Source organism: Myxococcus sp. CA040A, from assembly GCF_013336725.1.
Taxonomy (GTDB): Bacteria; Myxococcota; Myxococcia; order Myxococcales; family Myxococcaceae; genus Myxococcus; species Myxococcus llanfairpwllgwyngyllgogerychwyrndrobwllllantysiliogogogochensis.
Window position 1 is genome coordinate 107,345 of sequence record NZ_JABUMR010000015.1, and the last position, 15,976, is coordinate 123,320.

Annotated in this window: 14 protein-coding genes; 7 read left to right on the top strand and 7 right to left on the bottom strand. The window is 70.5% G+C overall.

Features of this window, described 5'->3' with window-relative positions; translation table 11 throughout:
* Positions 1 to 24: 24 nt before the first annotated feature.
* Complete coding sequence (locus tag HUA75_RS42205; protein ID WP_174459206.1) at positions 25 to 846, bottom strand: hypothetical protein; 822 nt, start codon at positions 844 to 846, stop codon at positions 25 to 27.
* Between the two features lie 246 nt (positions 847 to 1,092).
* On the opposite strand from HUA75_RS42205, the gene HUA75_RS42210 reads away from it, so the two are divergent.
* Positions 1,093 to 2,367, top strand: coding sequence for an endonuclease/exonuclease/phosphatase family protein (locus tag HUA75_RS42210; RefSeq protein ID WP_174489663.1), 1,275 nt, complete (start codon positions 1,093 to 1,095; stop codon positions 2,365 to 2,367).
* A 16-nt stretch (positions 2,368 to 2,383) separates the two neighbouring features.
* On the opposite strand, the gene HUA75_RS42215 is transcribed toward HUA75_RS42210, so the two are convergent.
* Both HUA75_RS42215 and HUA75_RS42220 read right to left on the bottom strand, forming a co-directional pair.
* Positions 2,384 to 3,124 (bottom strand): peptidoglycan-binding protein, encoded by a 741-nt coding sequence (locus HUA75_RS42215; protein ID WP_141646840.1) that lies wholly within the window; start codon positions 3,122 to 3,124, stop codon positions 2,384 to 2,386.
* Between the two features lie 83 nt (positions 3,125 to 3,207).
* Complete coding sequence (locus HUA75_RS42220) at positions 3,208 to 3,540, bottom strand: hypothetical protein (RefSeq protein WP_246137600.1); 333 nt, start codon at positions 3,538 to 3,540, stop codon at positions 3,208 to 3,210.
* A gap of 209 nt (positions 3,541 to 3,749) precedes the next feature.
* Between HUA75_RS42220 and HUA75_RS42225 the strand changes: the two genes are divergently transcribed.
* The gene (locus HUA75_RS42225) at positions 3,750 to 5,492 is read left to right on the top strand and encodes an amidohydrolase family protein (RefSeq protein ID WP_174459209.1); all 1,743 of its coding nucleotides are present in this window, start codon (positions 3,750 to 3,752) and stop codon (positions 5,490 to 5,492) included.
* A gap of 1 nt (position 5,493) precedes the next feature.
* On the opposite strand, the gene HUA75_RS42230 is transcribed toward HUA75_RS42225, so the two are convergent.
* A complete protein-coding gene (locus HUA75_RS42230) occupies positions 5,494 to 6,444 on the bottom strand; it encodes an FAD-dependent oxidoreductase (RefSeq protein ID WP_174489664.1) in 951 nt (316 codons plus the stop codon).
* 199 nt (positions 6,445 to 6,643) lie between these two features.
* Between HUA75_RS42230 and HUA75_RS42235 the strand changes: the two genes are divergently transcribed.
* From HUA75_RS42235 to HUA75_RS42245, 3 genes are all read left to right on the top strand, one after another.
* Complete coding sequence (locus HUA75_RS42235) at positions 6,644 to 9,409, top strand: CHAT domain-containing protein (RefSeq protein WP_174489665.1); 2,766 nt, start codon at positions 6,644 to 6,646, stop codon at positions 9,407 to 9,409.
* A gap of 84 nt (positions 9,410 to 9,493) precedes the next feature.
* Positions 9,494 to 10,765, top strand: coding sequence for a hypothetical protein (locus HUA75_RS42240; RefSeq protein WP_174489666.1), 1,272 nt, complete (start codon positions 9,494 to 9,496; stop codon positions 10,763 to 10,765).
* An 8-nt stretch (positions 10,766 to 10,773) separates the two neighbouring features.
* Positions 10,774 to 11,172, top strand: a complete 399-nt coding sequence (locus HUA75_RS42245; protein ID WP_141646845.1) for a hypothetical protein — start codon at positions 10,774 to 10,776, stop codon at positions 11,170 to 11,172.
* Here the strand turns inward: HUA75_RS42245 and HUA75_RS42250 are convergent.
* The 3 genes from HUA75_RS42250 to HUA75_RS42260 form a co-directional block, all read right to left on the bottom strand.
* The gene (locus HUA75_RS42250; RefSeq protein WP_174489667.1) at positions 11,141 to 12,040 is read right to left on the bottom strand and encodes a hypothetical protein; all 900 of its coding nucleotides are present in this window, start codon (positions 12,038 to 12,040) and stop codon (positions 11,141 to 11,143) included. The genes HUA75_RS42245 and HUA75_RS42250 overlap by 32 nt on opposite strands.
* Complete coding sequence (locus HUA75_RS42255) at positions 12,037 to 13,092, bottom strand: cupin-like domain-containing protein (protein WP_174489668.1); 1,056 nt, start codon at positions 13,090 to 13,092, stop codon at positions 12,037 to 12,039. Before HUA75_RS42255 ends, HUA75_RS42250 begins: the two co-directional genes overlap by 4 nt.
* Before the next feature lie 243 nt (positions 13,093 to 13,335).
* Entirely contained in the window at positions 13,336 to 14,343 is a 1,008-nt protein-coding gene (locus HUA75_RS42260) for a cupin-like domain-containing protein (RefSeq protein WP_141646848.1), read from the bottom strand.
* A gap of 226 nt (positions 14,344 to 14,569) precedes the next feature.
* On the opposite strand from HUA75_RS42260, the gene HUA75_RS42265 reads away from it, so the two are divergent.
* The gene (locus HUA75_RS42265) at positions 14,570 to 15,010 is read left to right on the top strand and encodes a hypothetical protein (protein WP_174489669.1); all 441 of its coding nucleotides are present in this window, start codon (positions 14,570 to 14,572) and stop codon (positions 15,008 to 15,010) included.
* 44 nt (positions 15,011 to 15,054) lie between these two features.
* Positions 15,055 to 15,921, top strand: coding sequence for a hypothetical protein (locus HUA75_RS42270; protein WP_141646850.1), 867 nt, complete (start codon positions 15,055 to 15,057; stop codon positions 15,919 to 15,921).
* Positions 15,922 to 15,976 lie beyond the last annotated feature (55 nt).

Sequence of the window (15,976 nt, forward strand, 5' to 3'; positions counted from 1 at the left end):
GACTCCCCACTCCTGACGCGGGCGCTAGCGGTACTGCAACAGGATGGCGAGAACAATGATGCCATTGAGCCCCAGGCCCACCGAGAAGTAGCCCCCGCTGGCGCGCGAGACGCCAGCGGCCACGTTCAGGTGGCCAATGTCCTCCAGGCACAGCTTCACTCCTGTCTCACCGCCCAGGTTCAGCAAGGTGTCCTGCCCCGAGGTCATGCCTCCCACCATCGCCCGCGCATAGGGGACCACATAGGGCGAGACGTAGTGCTGATACGCGGCGAAGCCGTTGGTCTCCACCAGCCCGTCTTCCCCACCGAACACCATGTTCGCGCCGAAGCCCAGCCGGCGATCCATGAAGGCCATCGGCTGGAGGTTGAAGGACAGCTCGAGGCCCGTGCCCATCTCGCTGCCCGTCCGCATGGCGAAGAGCACCTCCGTGGCGGGCTTGTCCATCGCGGGGGCCTGGTGGCGCAGCCGGGCCGCGGCCTGCTGGTCCACGGCCTGGCCCTTCGCCTCGTGCACCTCCGCCAGCGCCAGGGCGGCAGCCACGTCGCCCGTCTCGTAGACCTTGGTGAGCGGACGCTCCGCGCCGGACAGGTCGCCGGACTCCTTGCGCAGCTTGCCCTCCGTCATGCAGCTCGACAGGTCGCCTTCCTCACACGCCTTACCGTAGGCCTCGATGGCCCGGGGACGGTCTCCCTCGCGCAGCAGCTTGGCGCCCCACTCCGCACAGGGAAGCAGCGCGCCCGGCTCACACGACGGCGGCGCCCATTCGGCCCGGGACGTCGTGGTCGCGCACGCCGTCACTCCCACAGCACACATCACCAGCAGCAACACCCGCATCATGTTCAGCATTCAACCACGAGGTGCCCCCGCTCCGCCTCTCGGTCTGCCGCAGAGGAGGCCATGGCCTCGCCGCCCGCCCGCTTTCCGTCCCGGCGAGAATGGCCGAACCACGCGTTCCAAGAAGCCTGCCCCTGGCGAGTCGGAGGATCCGCACCGAACTTGAGGACACCCAGGAGGATTGGTGGACACCGTCGCTCGCCAGCACGACTCGCTGCTTCGCGCCCCTCGTGGGAGGGGCCTGCCCCAGGAGCCCGTATGAAGGTGCCCGAGGTCCTCGAGCACCTGCCGGGCGTGGGTCCCCTTCTCGGCCGCATGGCGACCAGCGCCGAGGAGCCTCGTCCTCGCAGGGACCCCACCCTCACCCTGCCGAGCCTCGACGCCTTCAAGCTGCCGGCGACGGAGCGCAAGCTCGGCGATGGGCGCACGCTGCTCGTCCGACACCCGGAGTCCCGGCCGCCCACGGGCCCCGGGCTCTCCGTGATGAGCTTCAACATCCTGCTCGGAGGACAGCGCCGCGAAGCCCTGCTGGCGTACTTCGACGGGCTGGAGGCGGAGGGCCGCATGCCGGACGTCATCGGGCTTCAGGAGGCCAACGTCCCCATCGCCGTGCTGCTGTCGGCGCGGTACGGCTTCCACCTGGCGTACTTCGGTCATGACGGTGGCAACGGCACGAGGCTCATCAACGGCAAGGCGTTCCTCACGCGGCATCCGCTGGTGGATGCGGCCCACTTCACCTACTCCCTCTCCGACGCCGAGCGCGCCGCCGCCATCCATCGCCGGGGCGGAGACCCGTGCGAGCTGCCGGAGGACCGGGGCGCGCTGTACGTCCGGCTGGACGTGGAGGGCGTGCCCGTCGTCCTCTACAACGTGCACCACACGCTGGGAGACTCCGGCATCAACGCGCACAACCTGCGGCAGCTCAACACGCTGCTGCGCCACCGGGAGATTCCCCACGCCGTGGCGTTGGGTGACTTCAACGCCAACACCGCCATCAAGCGCGGCGGCTCCTGGTTGATGGCCCACCTGATTACCTACGACGACACGGACACGGTGGAGGAGTACGCCGTGCGCTACGGCGTGCCGCACACGAGCGTGGGCGACACGGGCGTGGGCAACATCGCGGACCCTCGGCTGCGGCACGAACTGCATGTGCTGGAGCAGGGCCTGCCGGAGACCATCGCCCACGCCGCCGTCGCGCGCGTCCGCATGTCAGACGGAGAGATGATGACGCCGAAGCAGGCGTGCTCGGAGCTGCGCTCCGGGAAGGTTCCGCGAGGCAGCGAGCACTGGCTGCGACTCCAGGACATCGCCGACAGCGCCACCCTCACCTCGCTGCCGGACGAGTCGGGCATCGTGCCCGCCACGGGCAAGCGCTTCGACAACTTCTACGCCAGCCCGGAGCTGGAGCCCGTCCTCTTCGAGGTGGACCGGAGCACCGAGTCGTCGGACCACCAGCCCGTCCTGGCGCACTACACGCCACGCCCGGCGAAGCCTCGCGACGGCAAGCCGACACCGGGCAAGCCCACGTGACCCAAGGCAGCGCGTGTCACACGAGGACGAAGTCCACGTTCTTGAAGCCCCGGGTGCGTGCGCAGACCTCGTAGCCTTCGTGCGCGCCCTCGTCGTTGGTGTTGGCCTCGATGGTCTGGAAGGTCTCCTCATCCACCTCGGTGACGATGCCCGCGTGGGCCCAGTCTCCGGGCGTGCGGCGCCGCAGGAAGAGGCTGCCCGGACGGATTCGCGTGCGGTCCGGCGGCGCGCTCTGCGTGGAGAGGAAGCTCTCCCGCGCGCGCCCCTGCGCCGCGAGCAAGTCACTGGAGAAGGTCCGCTCCACGGGCATGGGCACGCCCAGCGTCCTCGCCGCCTGATGCAGACAGAAGGTCGCGAAGCCAGCGGACCAGCACCAGGACGCGCCCTCGTTGCCATCCAGATACAGCCGCACCCAGGGGCCGCGATTCCTCCCACCCACCTCGCGCGGAAGCTGGCGCAGGTGCTGCGCCGCATACGCCACCGTCAGCGAGCCCAGGGAGCGGCCCGCCGGAGAAGCCAGGGAGAGCGCCGAGCGCAGCGGCGCCACCAGTCGCTCGAAGGTCACCGCGTCCGCGACCCCGGAGACAGGCACGTTCGACCTGGCCTGAAACCGCTTGAGCGCCGCTTCCGTGGCGGGGCCGAAGTCCCCGTCGATGGCGACCGCGAAGCCATTCAGGGTCAGCCACTCCTGGATGCGCCGCACGCCAGGAGACTCCTCGCCCCGGCGATACACCTTGTCCAGCTCCAGCTCGCTCATGGGGCCCCCGCCAGCCGCTGCATGGCCGTGAGCGTCATCCTGGCACCGCGCCGAGTCACGGCGCCAGGAGGGCACATGTGACCTCAACGCGGAGGTGCTTCACCTGGCACGTCGCGGTCTTCCACCGAACGTTCCCGGTCCTCCTCTGACTGGTTCGGCACGGGCGTGGCCGCATCGCCCGGCGCACCCGAGCCGCCAACGCCTTCCTTGAAGCCCTGCGAGGCCTCCTCCGCGGCGGTCTTCATGTCCTTCGCCGCCTCGCGTGTGCCGTCACGCACCTCCCTCGCCGCCTTGCCCATCTCGCGGCCGACGTTGCGTGAGTTGTCGCGAACCTCATCGTCCTCGCATCCCGTGAAGGCCGCGAGCGACGCGCCCAAGCCCACCAGCGTGAGCCACTTCCACCGTGTCCGTGCCATCTCTCGCCTCCCGCGCGCAGGTCGCGTTCGTGTCGTCCGGACGGCAAGGTAGGCATGGGAGCACGCCAGAGCGGGCCTGCGAGCAAGCGCCCCGCTCCTCGTTCCAGGGGCGTACATCCACTCTGACGCACCGCGCCCGACTGTTTGCCGCCCTCCTGTCGGTGGCTTCCGGGTGGAAGTGGACAGAACGGCGGGCCTAGGCTCGGCCCATGGACCTCATCGTCGAGAACGGACTCGTATTCGATGGTCTAGGCAACCCACCCCGCAAGCTGAACGTGGGCATCCGAGGAGACACGGTCGCCGCCCTCACGGAAGGACCGATTGAGCGCGCGCCGCACACGCGCGTCATCGACGCGGCCGGCCACTGGGTGACTCCGGGCTTCATCGACCTGCACACCCACTACGACGCGGAGGTGGAGCTGGCCCCGTCGCTCTCCGAGTCCGTGCGCCACGGCGTCACCACGGTGGTGGTGGGAAGCTGCTCGCTCAGCCTCGCGGTGGGCAAGCCCGAGGACCTGGCGGACATGTTCTGCCGCGTGGAGGCCATCCCCTACGACACCGTCCGCTCGCTGCTGGAGCAGCGCAAGACGTGGGACTCGCTGGGCGGCTACCTGGAACATCTGGAGACGCTTCCGCTGGGCCCCAATGTCGCGTCCATGCTGGGGCACTCCGCGCTGCGCGCCCACGCCATGGGTCTGCATCGCAGCCTGGAGCCAGGGCTGCGCCCCAGCGAGGACGAGCTGCGGCGCATGGAGGCGATGGTCACCGAGGGCTTGGACCTGGGCTACCTGGGCATGTCCATCATGACGCTCAAGTGGGACAAGATGGGCGGCTCGCGTGACATCCGCAGCCGGCCCCTGCCCTCCACCTATGCCCGCTGGAGCGAGTACCGCCGGCTGACGAAGCTCCTGCGCGCGCGGGGCCGCGTGTTCCAGGGCGTGCCCAACATCAGCACCAAGGTGAACGTGGTGCTGTTCCTGCTCGAGAGCATGGGCCTGTGGCGCAAGACGCTGAAGACGACAGTCATTTCGATGATGGACCCGCGCGCCAGCCGAGGCATCCACCGGCTCATCGGCGTCCTGTCGCGCGCGGCCAACACGCTGTTCGGCGCGAACTTCCGCTGGCAGGCGCTGCCAGAGGTGTTCGACTTGTGGGCGGACGGCATCGACCTGGTGGTCTTCGAGGAGTTCGGCGCGGGCGCGGCGGCCCTGCACCTCCAGGACGCGGCCTCTCGCGCGGGGCTGCTGAAGGACCCGGAGTACCGCGCCCGCTTCCGCAGCCAGTGGACCAACCGCTTCCTGCCGCGCGCCTTCCACCGCGACTTCAACCAGTCGCGCATCCTCGAGTGCCCGGACAAGAGCCTGGTGAACAAGTCCTTCGCGCAGGTGGCCCAGGAGCAGGGCCGCGACGCGGTGGACGTGTTCCTGGACCTGGTGGCCACGCATGGGGACGCGCTGCGCTGGTACACCGTCATGGCCAATGACAGGCTCAAGGAGCTGGAGTTCATCTGCCAGCACCCCGACATCCTGGTCGGCTTCTCCGACGCGGGCGCCCACCTGCGCAACATGGCGCACTACAACTTCCCGCTGCGGCTCCTGCGGCTGGTGCGCGAGGCCCAGAAGCGCGGCGAGCCCTTCATGACCATAGAGCGCGCGGTGCATCGGCTCACCGGGGAGATTGGCGATTGGTTCGGCATGGACGCGGGCGTGCTCGCCGAGGGCCGACGCGCCGACCTGGTCGTCATCAATCCCGACGGCCTGGACGAGAAGCTCGATGAAATCGCCGAGGCGCCGATGGAGAACTTCGGAGGCTTCGTGCGGCTGGTGCGCCGCAATGATGCCGCGGTGAAGGCGGTGCTCATCGCCGGACGCGAGGCGGTGAGCGCCGGCACGGTGTCCCCGGCCCTGGGCCAGGAGCGCGGCTTCGGACGCGTGCTCCGCGCGGGGGCCTGACTCAGCGGGAGTGGGTCGCGACGAGCTGGACGACCTCCTCCGCGCAGCCCCATGAGAGCGTGACGCCCGCGCCCCCATGGCCGTAGTCATGCACCACGACGCGCTCCCCGAGGACCTCCACCTCCAGTCGCACGGTGGGGCGTCCAGGGCGCAGCCCGACCTTGTGCTCCAACACGTCCAGCTTCGCGCCCTCGGGAAGCAACGGCGCGTTGCGCTCCAGGATGGCCCGGGCCTTCAGCGCGTCGGGGACGAGCGACGCGTTCCCCTCCTCCGCCGTGCCGCCGAGGATGCAGTCCCGCGAGCGGGGAATGACGTAGGCCATGCCGCTCTCGCACTCGTCGTCGAAGATGAAGCGGTCCGTGGGGGGCGGGCTCACCCGGAGCACCTCACCGCGCACGGGGAAGAGCGTCTCGTCTCCCACGACGTCCCGAGCCCCCAGGCCCGTGCAGTTGACCACGAGGGACGCGCTCGCCCATGCCTCGTCCAGGGAGCGCACCTCGCGCTGGATGATGTGGCCGCCCAGCTCGCGCACGCGCGCCATGAGGAACGGCAGATAGCGCGGCATCTCGATGACGGGCGCGGTGAAGTGATAACCCTCCAACAGTCCCGGAGGCAGCTCGTCCGCCCGCGCCCGACGGAAGTCCGGCACGCTGTCGCGCCACCACGGGTCCTCGACGTGACGACGGAACACCTCCACGCCGGGGACCATCAGGATGCCCGCCTCGGGGCGCTCCTGGGCCAGTGACGCCAGCACCGTGTACGTCCGCTTCGCCCAGGCACTGACGCGCTCCTGCGGCCACGCGCGATAGGGGTACCAGACGGCCGCGGCGACATCCGACGTCGTGTGAGGCGACAGCTCTCGCGCCCACACCTCCACCGTGTGCCCGGCCTCCTGCAACCGGATGGCGCATGACAGGCCCGACACACCACCGCCGAGGATGACGATGAACATGGCGCAACCCTAGCGCCGGAGAGCGCCCACCCGCCGCCCGGACGCACCGCCCGGGTCGTCATGACTCAGGCCGTCATCCCCAACCCATCGTGACTTTCACCAACACCATTTGTCTCAGTCAGGCTTCTTGGCTTAAGACTCGGGGCCTGAGTGATGGCTTCGCGCCATGGGACGCGGAGCGACGGGGAGGGTCCAGCGAATGGCTGCCGAGCTGGATGCACCAGGGAAGTCTACTCGCGGGCGACGCGCGCCGCGCCTGCGTGCCTGGCATCTCATCCCCCTGCTCGTGTTCCCGGCCATCCTCATCGCGCGCTCGGGCCCGCTGCCCGGCCGTCGTGACGAGCTGCTTTGGCTCACCGACACCCGCACCCGCCCCCTGGAGCCGCGCCTCAGCGTCCCGGCCGCGGACGTCCATCGTCCCTACGTCCGGCCTCGCGAGGAGCGCCCCTCCATCGCCGTTCCCCTGAGGGAGCTGGCCCGACTGGAAGAGAGCGGAGACCGGGCGGGCATCGCCGCCTCCTATCTGCTCCATGGAGATCCCCAACAGGGACTCGCGCACCTGGCGCATGCACCGCCGTCGCTGAATCGCGACAACGACCAGGCCGTCGCCGCCTTCCTGCTGAAGCGCAACGACGAGGCCCTGACCTGGCTCGACGGCCTGCTGGAGACCTCGCCCCGTCATCCACAGGCCCTGTGGAACCGGGCGCTCGTGCTGCGCGAAATGGGGCTGCACCTGCTCGCGGCGTCCGTCTTCGACGAGGTGGCCGCCCTGGGCGAGCCCGGATGGAGCGCGGAGGCCCGTGAGCACGCGTCCTGGCTGCGCGCCTCCGTGAGCCAGCGGGCCGAGTCCTGGAACCGCACGCGGACCGCGCTCACCCAGCTGGCCCAGGACGCGAACCTCCCCATCCCCTTGGAGGAGGCGCGCCGACATCCCGGCATCTCTCGCGGCCTCTTCTACGACGTCGTGCGCACCGCGCCCACGTCGGCCCGGGTGCTGGCGTTGCTCCCGCTGGCGGAGCTGCTGGACCGCATCCACGGCGGCACGGCCCTGGCGGACCACACGCGGAACATCGCCGCGCGGGACTTCACGCGACGCGCGCCCCTGGCCGCCGAGTACGCCCGCCTCCTGCGAGAGCGCCAGCCCGCGTCCCCGGACTACCTCACCCGTCTGCGCGGTGCGGGCGAGCAGGACCTGCTGCTCGGCGCGAGGCTGCTGACGCCGGAGGCCCAGAGTCCCCCCGAGGAGCTGGAGCGCGTGGCGCGCCAGTGGAACGACCCGTGGATCCACCTGCTGGTCCAGGACGAACTCGCGCGGCAGGAGGGCTTCGCGGGTGAAGCCTGGCAGGCGGACCAGCGACTCAAGGCCGCGCTGACGCTGTGCCGGGAGAAGCGGCTTCGCCCGCGCTGCGCGGACCTGCTGCGCAAGGTGAGCCACCGGGCCACGTCCGCCAACCGGCTGTCGGAGGCCGAGGAGACGGGCCGCGCGAGCTGGCGCGAAGCCCAGGCGATGGGCGAGTGGGAGCTGGAGTCGGCGGCCCTGCGCGCGCTCGCCCAGGCCGCGCGCTTCCAGTTCCGCGTCGCCTCCGCTCGCGCGTACCTGTCCGAGTACCTGGCGCGCGCCCCGGACACCTGCGACGTGAAGAACTACGTCCACCGCAACATCGCGGCCCTGGAGTTGATGCGGCTGCGGCCCAAGGAGGCTCGCCGCGCCTTGTCGCGCGCGCAGGAATGCAATCCGTCCGTGGGGCTCATCGGCGCGTGGACGCTCACCGACCTCATGCGGTTGGACCCTCGGCCCGAGGACGCGGAGCAGATCAGCGCGGAGCTGACGCGGGCCCACGCCACGCGGGAGACTCCCGGCCGTCGCATGCTCGCCCAGTTGGTCCAGGCGCGCTTCGAGCTGCTGAAGGACCGGAAGCAGGGCAACGCGCGGCTCGCCGCCGTCATCCGACAGGCCGCGCCCTACCTGACCACGGACGCGGACGCACGCGACACGGTGGCGGTGGCCTATCAGACGATGGCCGTCACCGCCGGAGAGGCCGGCGCCTTCTCCGAGGTGCCAGGCGTCGTGGCCGACCATCTGGGCGTCGCCAGCCCGAAGCAGTGCGCGCTCATCGCCGCGGCGGAAGCCGAGCGCACGGTGGTGGTGGCGCTCGGTCCCCGGGGACAGGTGCTCGGGCACCATGACGCCTCACGCAAGGAGCCCCTGGGGGACGACCTCTCCGGACTGGTGCCGGAGAAGCTGCTGGCGTTGCTGCGCTCGTGCCCTCGGGTAGAGGTGCTCGCGGCGCCGCCCCTGGACAGCCGCTCCGGACTGCTCCCGCCGGAGATGGCGTGGAGCTACCGCGTGGCCATGGACGCCTCGCCGGAGCCGAAGAAGAAGCCACCTCCTCCGCTGCATGTGGTGGTGGCCAACGTGGAGACCCCCTCGGGCCTGGGGCTCGCGCGGCTATCCTCGTGGGAGTCCACGCCCGCGCCCATCGGCCAGTCGATGGAGCTGTCTGGCGCCCAGGCCACGCCCTCGCGCGTGCTGGAGGCGATGTCGCGAGCCACCGACATCGAGTTCCACGCGCACGGCGTGGTGGACCGCAGCCTGTCCGAAGCACCGGTCATCGCCCTGGCTCCCGAGTATGACGGACGCTATGCGCTCACCTCGGAGGCGCTGAAGCAGGTGCGCCTGGAGGGCTCGCCGGTGGTGCTGCTGGGCGCGTGCAGCGCGGCGCGGCTGCCGCCCTTCCTTCACCAGACGTCCTCGCTGCCCCAGGCCTTCGTGGGCGCGGGGGCTCGCGCGGTGTTCGCCGCGACGGTGGACATTCCTGACTCAGCGGGCCGGTTCTTCCAGGGCGTGCGCGAGCGCATCCACGCGGGTGCGACGCCCGCGGTGGCGCTGCGCGCGGAGCGGCTGCGCTGGTTGCGCGACGTGAAGGGCGCGCCGTGGGTGACGCGCGTCTTGTTGTATGAATAGGCCCACCGGAGGCCCGTGGGGGCGTCTCCGGAAGGCGTGAAGCAATGACCGTGCCCCTCCGGCACGGACAAGGGGGGGGTGGACATGCACGACGCGGAACCGCTGGCCATCTACAGCCTGCACTTCGACCGGGGAGACGCGGAGTGCGGCGCGGTTGCATTGTGGAGTCCCGTCACGGACACCCGCCTGGGCGAACAGCCCGAGTGGATTCGAGGCCACCGCGCGGAGCCCGTGGCCTACGTCCGAGGGACACGTCCCTCCGTCCGAATCGCGCTGCTGGCGAACCACTTCGTCCCCGCCTCGTTCGAACTGAGCGCCTTCGGCCCTTCGCTGTCCTCGGCGAATGGCCTGGAAACGCCCGTCCGCTGGCTCGGGCCACATCCGGTGAGCCTGGAGCGCACGGCGGGCTGGAGCACGCTCGCGGAGCCCGTGTCCTTCAATCGGTCGCTGCCCAATCACATCGGCACGCACGCGCTGGAGCTCCAGTGGGTCGCCGAGTGGACGGACGCGGACGGAAGCACGCGCAAGCTCTTCCTCGGCAACAGCAGACATGAGTTCTTCACCACGGGCGCGCCCATGCGCCACGGCGAGCAGGGCGCGCCCCCGTCCGGCGCCTACGTGCCCCTGGTGCGCTGGTCCTCGCGCTGGTGTGCGGGACTGGAGTCGCGCAAGGACATCTGCGACGCGCTGCTGCGGGGACTGCCGGAGACGGGCCTGCGCTACGGCGTGCCCGCCTGGACGGTGCGCCACATGCTGGCCGTCGGCGGCGGCATGTGTGGCGGCTGGTATCAACTCTTCCAACAGCTCGCCAACTGTCAGGGCGTGACGCTGGAAGGGCGCACGCTGCACCTGGCGCCCAAGGATGACCCACGCACGGACGAGGCGCGCTGGGAGGCGATGGTGGCGGTGGCGCCGGGCATCAACCAGCTCGAGCCCAGTCGCATGACGCGTCTGTATGGACGCTTCCTCGACTGCGCGCGCTATCCCTTCGCGCCGGACGAGCCGGTGGAGCTGCTGAGCCATGTCGCGTCCCGGTATGTCTTCATGGCCGGCTGGGATGACGGCCACTGCCTCAACTTCCTGGAGGACTCGGGGCGGCTGTATCTCTACGACGCCTGCTTCCGGACAGAGGCGGTGGAGCTGGACATGCCGCTGCCCCCGGCGGATGGCCGGCCCGTCAGACTGGGCCAGGAGTCGTCATTCCGGCGTCGATACCTGCACCCGACGCTGCCCTTCCTCATGGGGACGCTGCGCGCGAACGGAAGACTCTGGGAGGTGGACCTGGGGCGCAATGAGCTCGGCATCACCGTCGGGACGGCGCAAGTCCCGGAGATAGACATCATGTGGACACGCTAGGAGTTGTCATGCCGACGACACGCGAACAGCTCAGGCGGATGGTGGCGGAGCGAAAACCCCCGCACCGCGGCTTCGCCTGGAGCGAACTGATGGACGCCCTGGAGCAGATGGAAGCCGCCACCAGGGACTCGGCCGTCAGCACGCTGGAGGATGAGGACGTGGGTGTGCTGGTGGACCTGCTTGCGCAGCGAGGCCGTGTCCCCTTGCGAGGACAACCTCCCGTCCCCCACTCCATGCCTCCCGAGGAGCTGGTGCAGTTGCGAGCGCTGAAGATCCTCGCGCAGGCAGGACGACTCGCCACCATCCGTGACTCGCTGGAGCGATTGGACCGCGAGCCCTCGGCTCCCGCGCTGCGAGATTTCGCCCGACAGCTCCTCAGTCGACTCGAGAGCGAGGAGGAGGCGTAGGCTCGCGGGACTCCGGCCGGGGCGTCCACGACACGTTGGGCTCGGGCGCGGCGAAGGACTCGAAGACGATGGCGGCGCCGCCCTCCGGTGAGCGATGCGCGAACCACCACCCCACGGGCAACAGCAGCAGCTCCCCGGGCGACAGCTCCACTTCCATTCGCGGTACACCCTCGGGCACCGAGGCCGAGCCCAGGACGCGATGCAGCGCGTACGCGGGCACCAGTTGGAGCAGCCTGCGCCCGTGCACCTGCCCCAGCAGCATGTTGCGGCGCGAGGGAGTCAAGGGAACGTCCGCGCCCGGCTCCTCCCACCACAGGCCCACGGGCGCACTCTCCAGCACCAGCCCCTGGGGCACACGCACCGGCAGGCTCGACGTCACGTTCGCGCTCGCGGGCACGACGAAGGCGCCGGGCGACACGCTCGCGGCCTCGGCGACGCGCGCCAGTGCGCCCAGCTGCCCCAGCGTGTCCTTCGAGCCTGCGTCCGCGAGCACCGTGGCGCGCGCCACCACGGGGAGGTTCTGGAAGTAGTAGCGCTCGAAGAAGTCCTCGGGCGTCAGGGCGTCATGCCGGGGGACATGGGTGTGGCCCGGCGACTGGCGATGGAGGTCGCCGTAGAGGTCGAGCAGTCCCTCCAGCTTGCGCTGCATGGCCACGGCTCGCGCCGCGCCCTGGTAGCAGGGGTCTTCCGCCTCGGTATGCACCGCCGCGCGCGCGAGCGCCGAGTCAACTCCCGAGCGCTCCAGCACGGACACCAGGTCGTCGACCTCGGCGCCGCGCAGCAGGTTCTCCACCACCCAGCGCCGCCACTCCGGCGCCAGCGTGTTCGTCCCGCGCGCCGCGGGAACGTGCTTGTCCGCATCCGTCATCGCTGGACCTTCTCTGGCCTGGGGCCAATCCAATAGTCGCGCCACTCCACGTTGCGCTCCGGCCTGTCGAAGCTGACGAACGTCACCGACACGCTCAAGTCGAGCGCCTGCACCGCGTGCCACCACCCCACAGGAATCAGGAGCGCGTCACCGGGCCCCACCACGCACGAGTGCAGCGTGGCCCGCGCGAAGTCCGGGAAGCGACTCACGTCCGGCGCCAGGATGTCCACCGCGCTGTAGAGGCCCCGGTCGTTGTAGAGCCGAGGCGTCTCGCAGGACGGAGACAACCAGAAGCGCTTGCGCCCCAGCACCTGGCAGAAGAGGACGTTGAGGTGGTCGTGGTGCAGTTTCGACAAGGTCCCCGCGGGGCCGAACCACAGGTGCACGCTGTCCGGGGCGCTCAGGTCTGGATGGATGTAGCCCCGGGGCGGACGCAGGTCGTCGAGCAACGGGCGGAACGCGGCGCGCAGCAGCAGGCTGTTGCGGGCCACGAGGTACACATCGTCCGAGGCGCGGGTGTCACGAAAGCGCGCCACCAGCTCGCGCAGCGGCAGCGTCCGGCGCAGGCGCTCCGCATGGAAGTCCGGGTCCGGCTCCGCGTCGCGGCCCGCCATGACCTCCACCTCCTCGTCGCCGAAGCGCTCGGCCAGCCACTCCGGAGACCAGCGTGTCAGCGCCGGCCAGTCGTCCAGCAGTCCCTTGATGACGACGGGGCGGTTGGGAATGTAGTAGCGCTCGAAGAACGCATCGGGGGCCAGGTGGCGCAGTCGATCCACGGCCACGGGCGACAGGCCCGGGTGACACTGGGCATGGAGCGCGGCCCGGACTTCGAGCAGCGACTCCAGCTCCCGGCGCCGGGAGACGGCCTGCTGACCGTGACGCACCGCGGGGTGGGCCGAGACGACGTCCACCGCCTCCCGGGCCCGCGCTTCGGACAGACCCTGGGCCTGGAGGGCCTGGACGAGCCGGGACGGGTCCACGCCCGAGGTCAAGTTCTCAGCGAGCCAGGAACGCACCGGGGGCGGCAGGCTCTCGCGCTCGTCAGGAGTCATGGTTCGCGGGGTGCGATATACCACCCGGGTAGGCAACCACGTTGCATTGGGGACCGCATGACCACGTCAAAGGATCCTGCTCCAACCATCGTCCCAAACCCGCCGCCCAACCCGGCCACGCGCCAGGCGCCGCGAATCGTCCCCAATCCGGGAGGTCATTCCGCGCCGCCGCAGGAGCGCACGCGCCCCACCGAGCCCCCCACCACACCGCCACTGGAGAAGTAGCGGCACGGCGGAAGCGGTTCATCCCAGCTTCCACCACGTATTGCCGTCCGGGACGTCGAACTCCTGGAAGGTGACGGACACGCTGACGTCCAGCGCGTGTACCCAGTGCCACCACCCCGCGGGAATCAGCAGCATGTCGCCGGGCTCGACGACGACTTCGAGGACGTCGGCCTCGCGATATGAGGGGAAGCGCGTGAGGTCGGGGCGGTCCGCGTCGACCTGACTCCACACCTCGAGGTGGCTGTAGACGTGGTGCGTGTGGAACGAGGGAATGAGGCGGAAGCGCTTGCGGCCGAAGACCTGTCCGAAGAGGACGGTGCCCAGGTCGTGGTGCAGCTCCGTCCGAGTGCCCGAGGGCCCCACCCAGAGCTTCACCGCACCGGCCCGCGCTGACTCGCGCAGCAGGCCCGGCGGATAGCGCACGTCGTCGAGCAACCCGCGCAACTCCTCTCGCTCCAGGGCGAAGTTGCGAGCCGTGAGGTAGAGGTCGTTGGTGGGGCCGCCCTCCTCCAGCCTGCGGAGGAACTCGCCCAGGCGCATCACCGAGCGACAGGCATCCGGCTCCACGTCGTGGTCCGCGCGCGCCTCACGGCCGGCCATGACCTCCACCTCCACGTGTCCATGGCGCCGGGAGAGCGCCTCCGGCCGCCAGTTCGCCATCAGGGGCCAGTCGCGCATGAAGCCCGCGAGGAGCACGGGTTCGTGCGCCAGGTAATAGCGCGCCATCAGTTCGTGCACCGACACGTCCGTGCGCCGCTCCAGGCGTTGGTGCCGTCCGGAGTGACGATGCAGCGCGACGCGGGTGTCGAGCAGGCAGAGCACGTCCTCGTGAGGGGCCATGCGTCTCAGACCCGCCGCCACGGCCGGATGCGCACGCGTGGCTTCGATTTCCGCGCAAGCCCTCGCGAGCGGCACGCCCGCCGACACCAGCGTGTCGACGAGTCGCTCCGAGGCCACGCCTCGCACCACGTTCTCCGCCAGCCACGCCCGCCACTCCGAGCCCAGGCTGGATGCCACGTCGGCCATGCCGCCTCCGCTGACAATCGCGGTGGGCACTGTACAAGGCGCTCGGTCCTCCAGGGCAAGCCCACCAGGCAGGCATCCCTGCCTCGGGCCTGGGATTTCTTCCCCGAGTCCTGGGGGCGCGGGGCCCGGGTGGCGCCCCATCGCTCGCCCCGTCGGGGGCCGGCCTTGTGCCTCGCCTGCTCATCCCTCGCGGAGTGCTCCCTAGATTCTCGGCACGAGGCCCGCGATGAAATCAGACAGCCCCAGGTTCCGGTCCTTTCTGCGGCACACCAGCTCGGGAGGGTTGGGCGTGGTGCTCCTGCTCGTGGCCCCGGCAAGTGGGCTCGCGCAGGATGATGACGACGATGGGGAGGCGGTCGCTCCCCAGGTTTCCTGCTACACGGCCGCGAGCCAGGGCGGGCTCACCGATGACTACGCGGCCACGCAGCTCTGTCGCGGCGCGCGCTCCAACGCTCCCGCGAAATGCTTCCTGCGTGTCCAGGACGAGGGCTCGCTGACGCAGGCGCAGGCCCTCCAGCTCTGCCAGTTCGCCACGACCGACGATGACCCGGCCTCCTGCTACCTCCAGGCGCGCAGCAAGAGCTTCGGTGCCGACTCCCGCATCCTCCAGCTCTGCCAGCCTCCGGTGACGGAGTTCCTGCGCTACTGCCCCGTCTACGTGCAGTGAGCCGCGGCCCCACCTCTCGTCCCGAAGCGGGCTAGGGTGCGGCCATGACGGAGCAGCCGCCCCCCGAGGAAGACCTCCCCACGGCGCGTGAGCTGGAGCTGGGCGAGGCTGGTGCTTCCCCCGCGCCGCGCCTGTTGGTGCCACCGGGCAACGAGCCCCTGGCGATGCTGGCGCGCCGTGGTTTCCAGGCCACCGTCGCACCGCTGGACCTGCCCTTCCCCGCCGACGTGAGCGGCGCTCGGGCGGAGCGACTCGTGGAGCGCCTGGGCCACTACGCGTTCCGACTGTTCCTGCGCGGCGCCATTCTGCGGCACGGGAGCTTCACGCCGATGGAGGCCACGCGCTATCTGGAGGAAGCCGGCGCCACGGCCTTCGCCGAGGACCTGGTGGCACTGGACCTGGCCACGCGCGAGGCCGACGGGCGTTACCTGCTGCGCCACCCCACCGCCAGCTTCGGAGGCACGCTGGAGTGGTACGTCGCTCACGAGCTGCGAGGCCGCTTCGGCTTCGACGTGGCCGCGGGCGTGAAGTTCCATGCGCCCGACGTCGGCGGAGACCTGGACGTCGTGGGCGCGGCGGAAGGACGACTCGTCTATCTGGAGATGAAGTCCTCGCCGCCCAAGCACCTGGCAGCGGACGAGGTGGGCGCCTTCTTCCGGCGCGTGCGCGCGCTGCGTCCGCACGTGTCCGTCTTCGTCATGGACACCGCGCTGCGCCTGTCCGACAAGGTGCTGCCCCTGCTCCAGGCGGAGCTGAGCACCCAGCCCGCCCCGCCTCCCCGTCGCATCGTCCGCGAGGTCTGGGCGCTCACGCCCCACCTCTACGTGGTCAACGCGCGGCAGGACTTGATGGGCAACATCGGTCTCGCGCTCGCGGAGGGTTTCCGGGCGCTCGCCCCACCCGCTCCGTGAGCCCGCGACGCGCCCTACAATCACCTGCGCGTCGGAGACTCCAGCATGTAGAAAG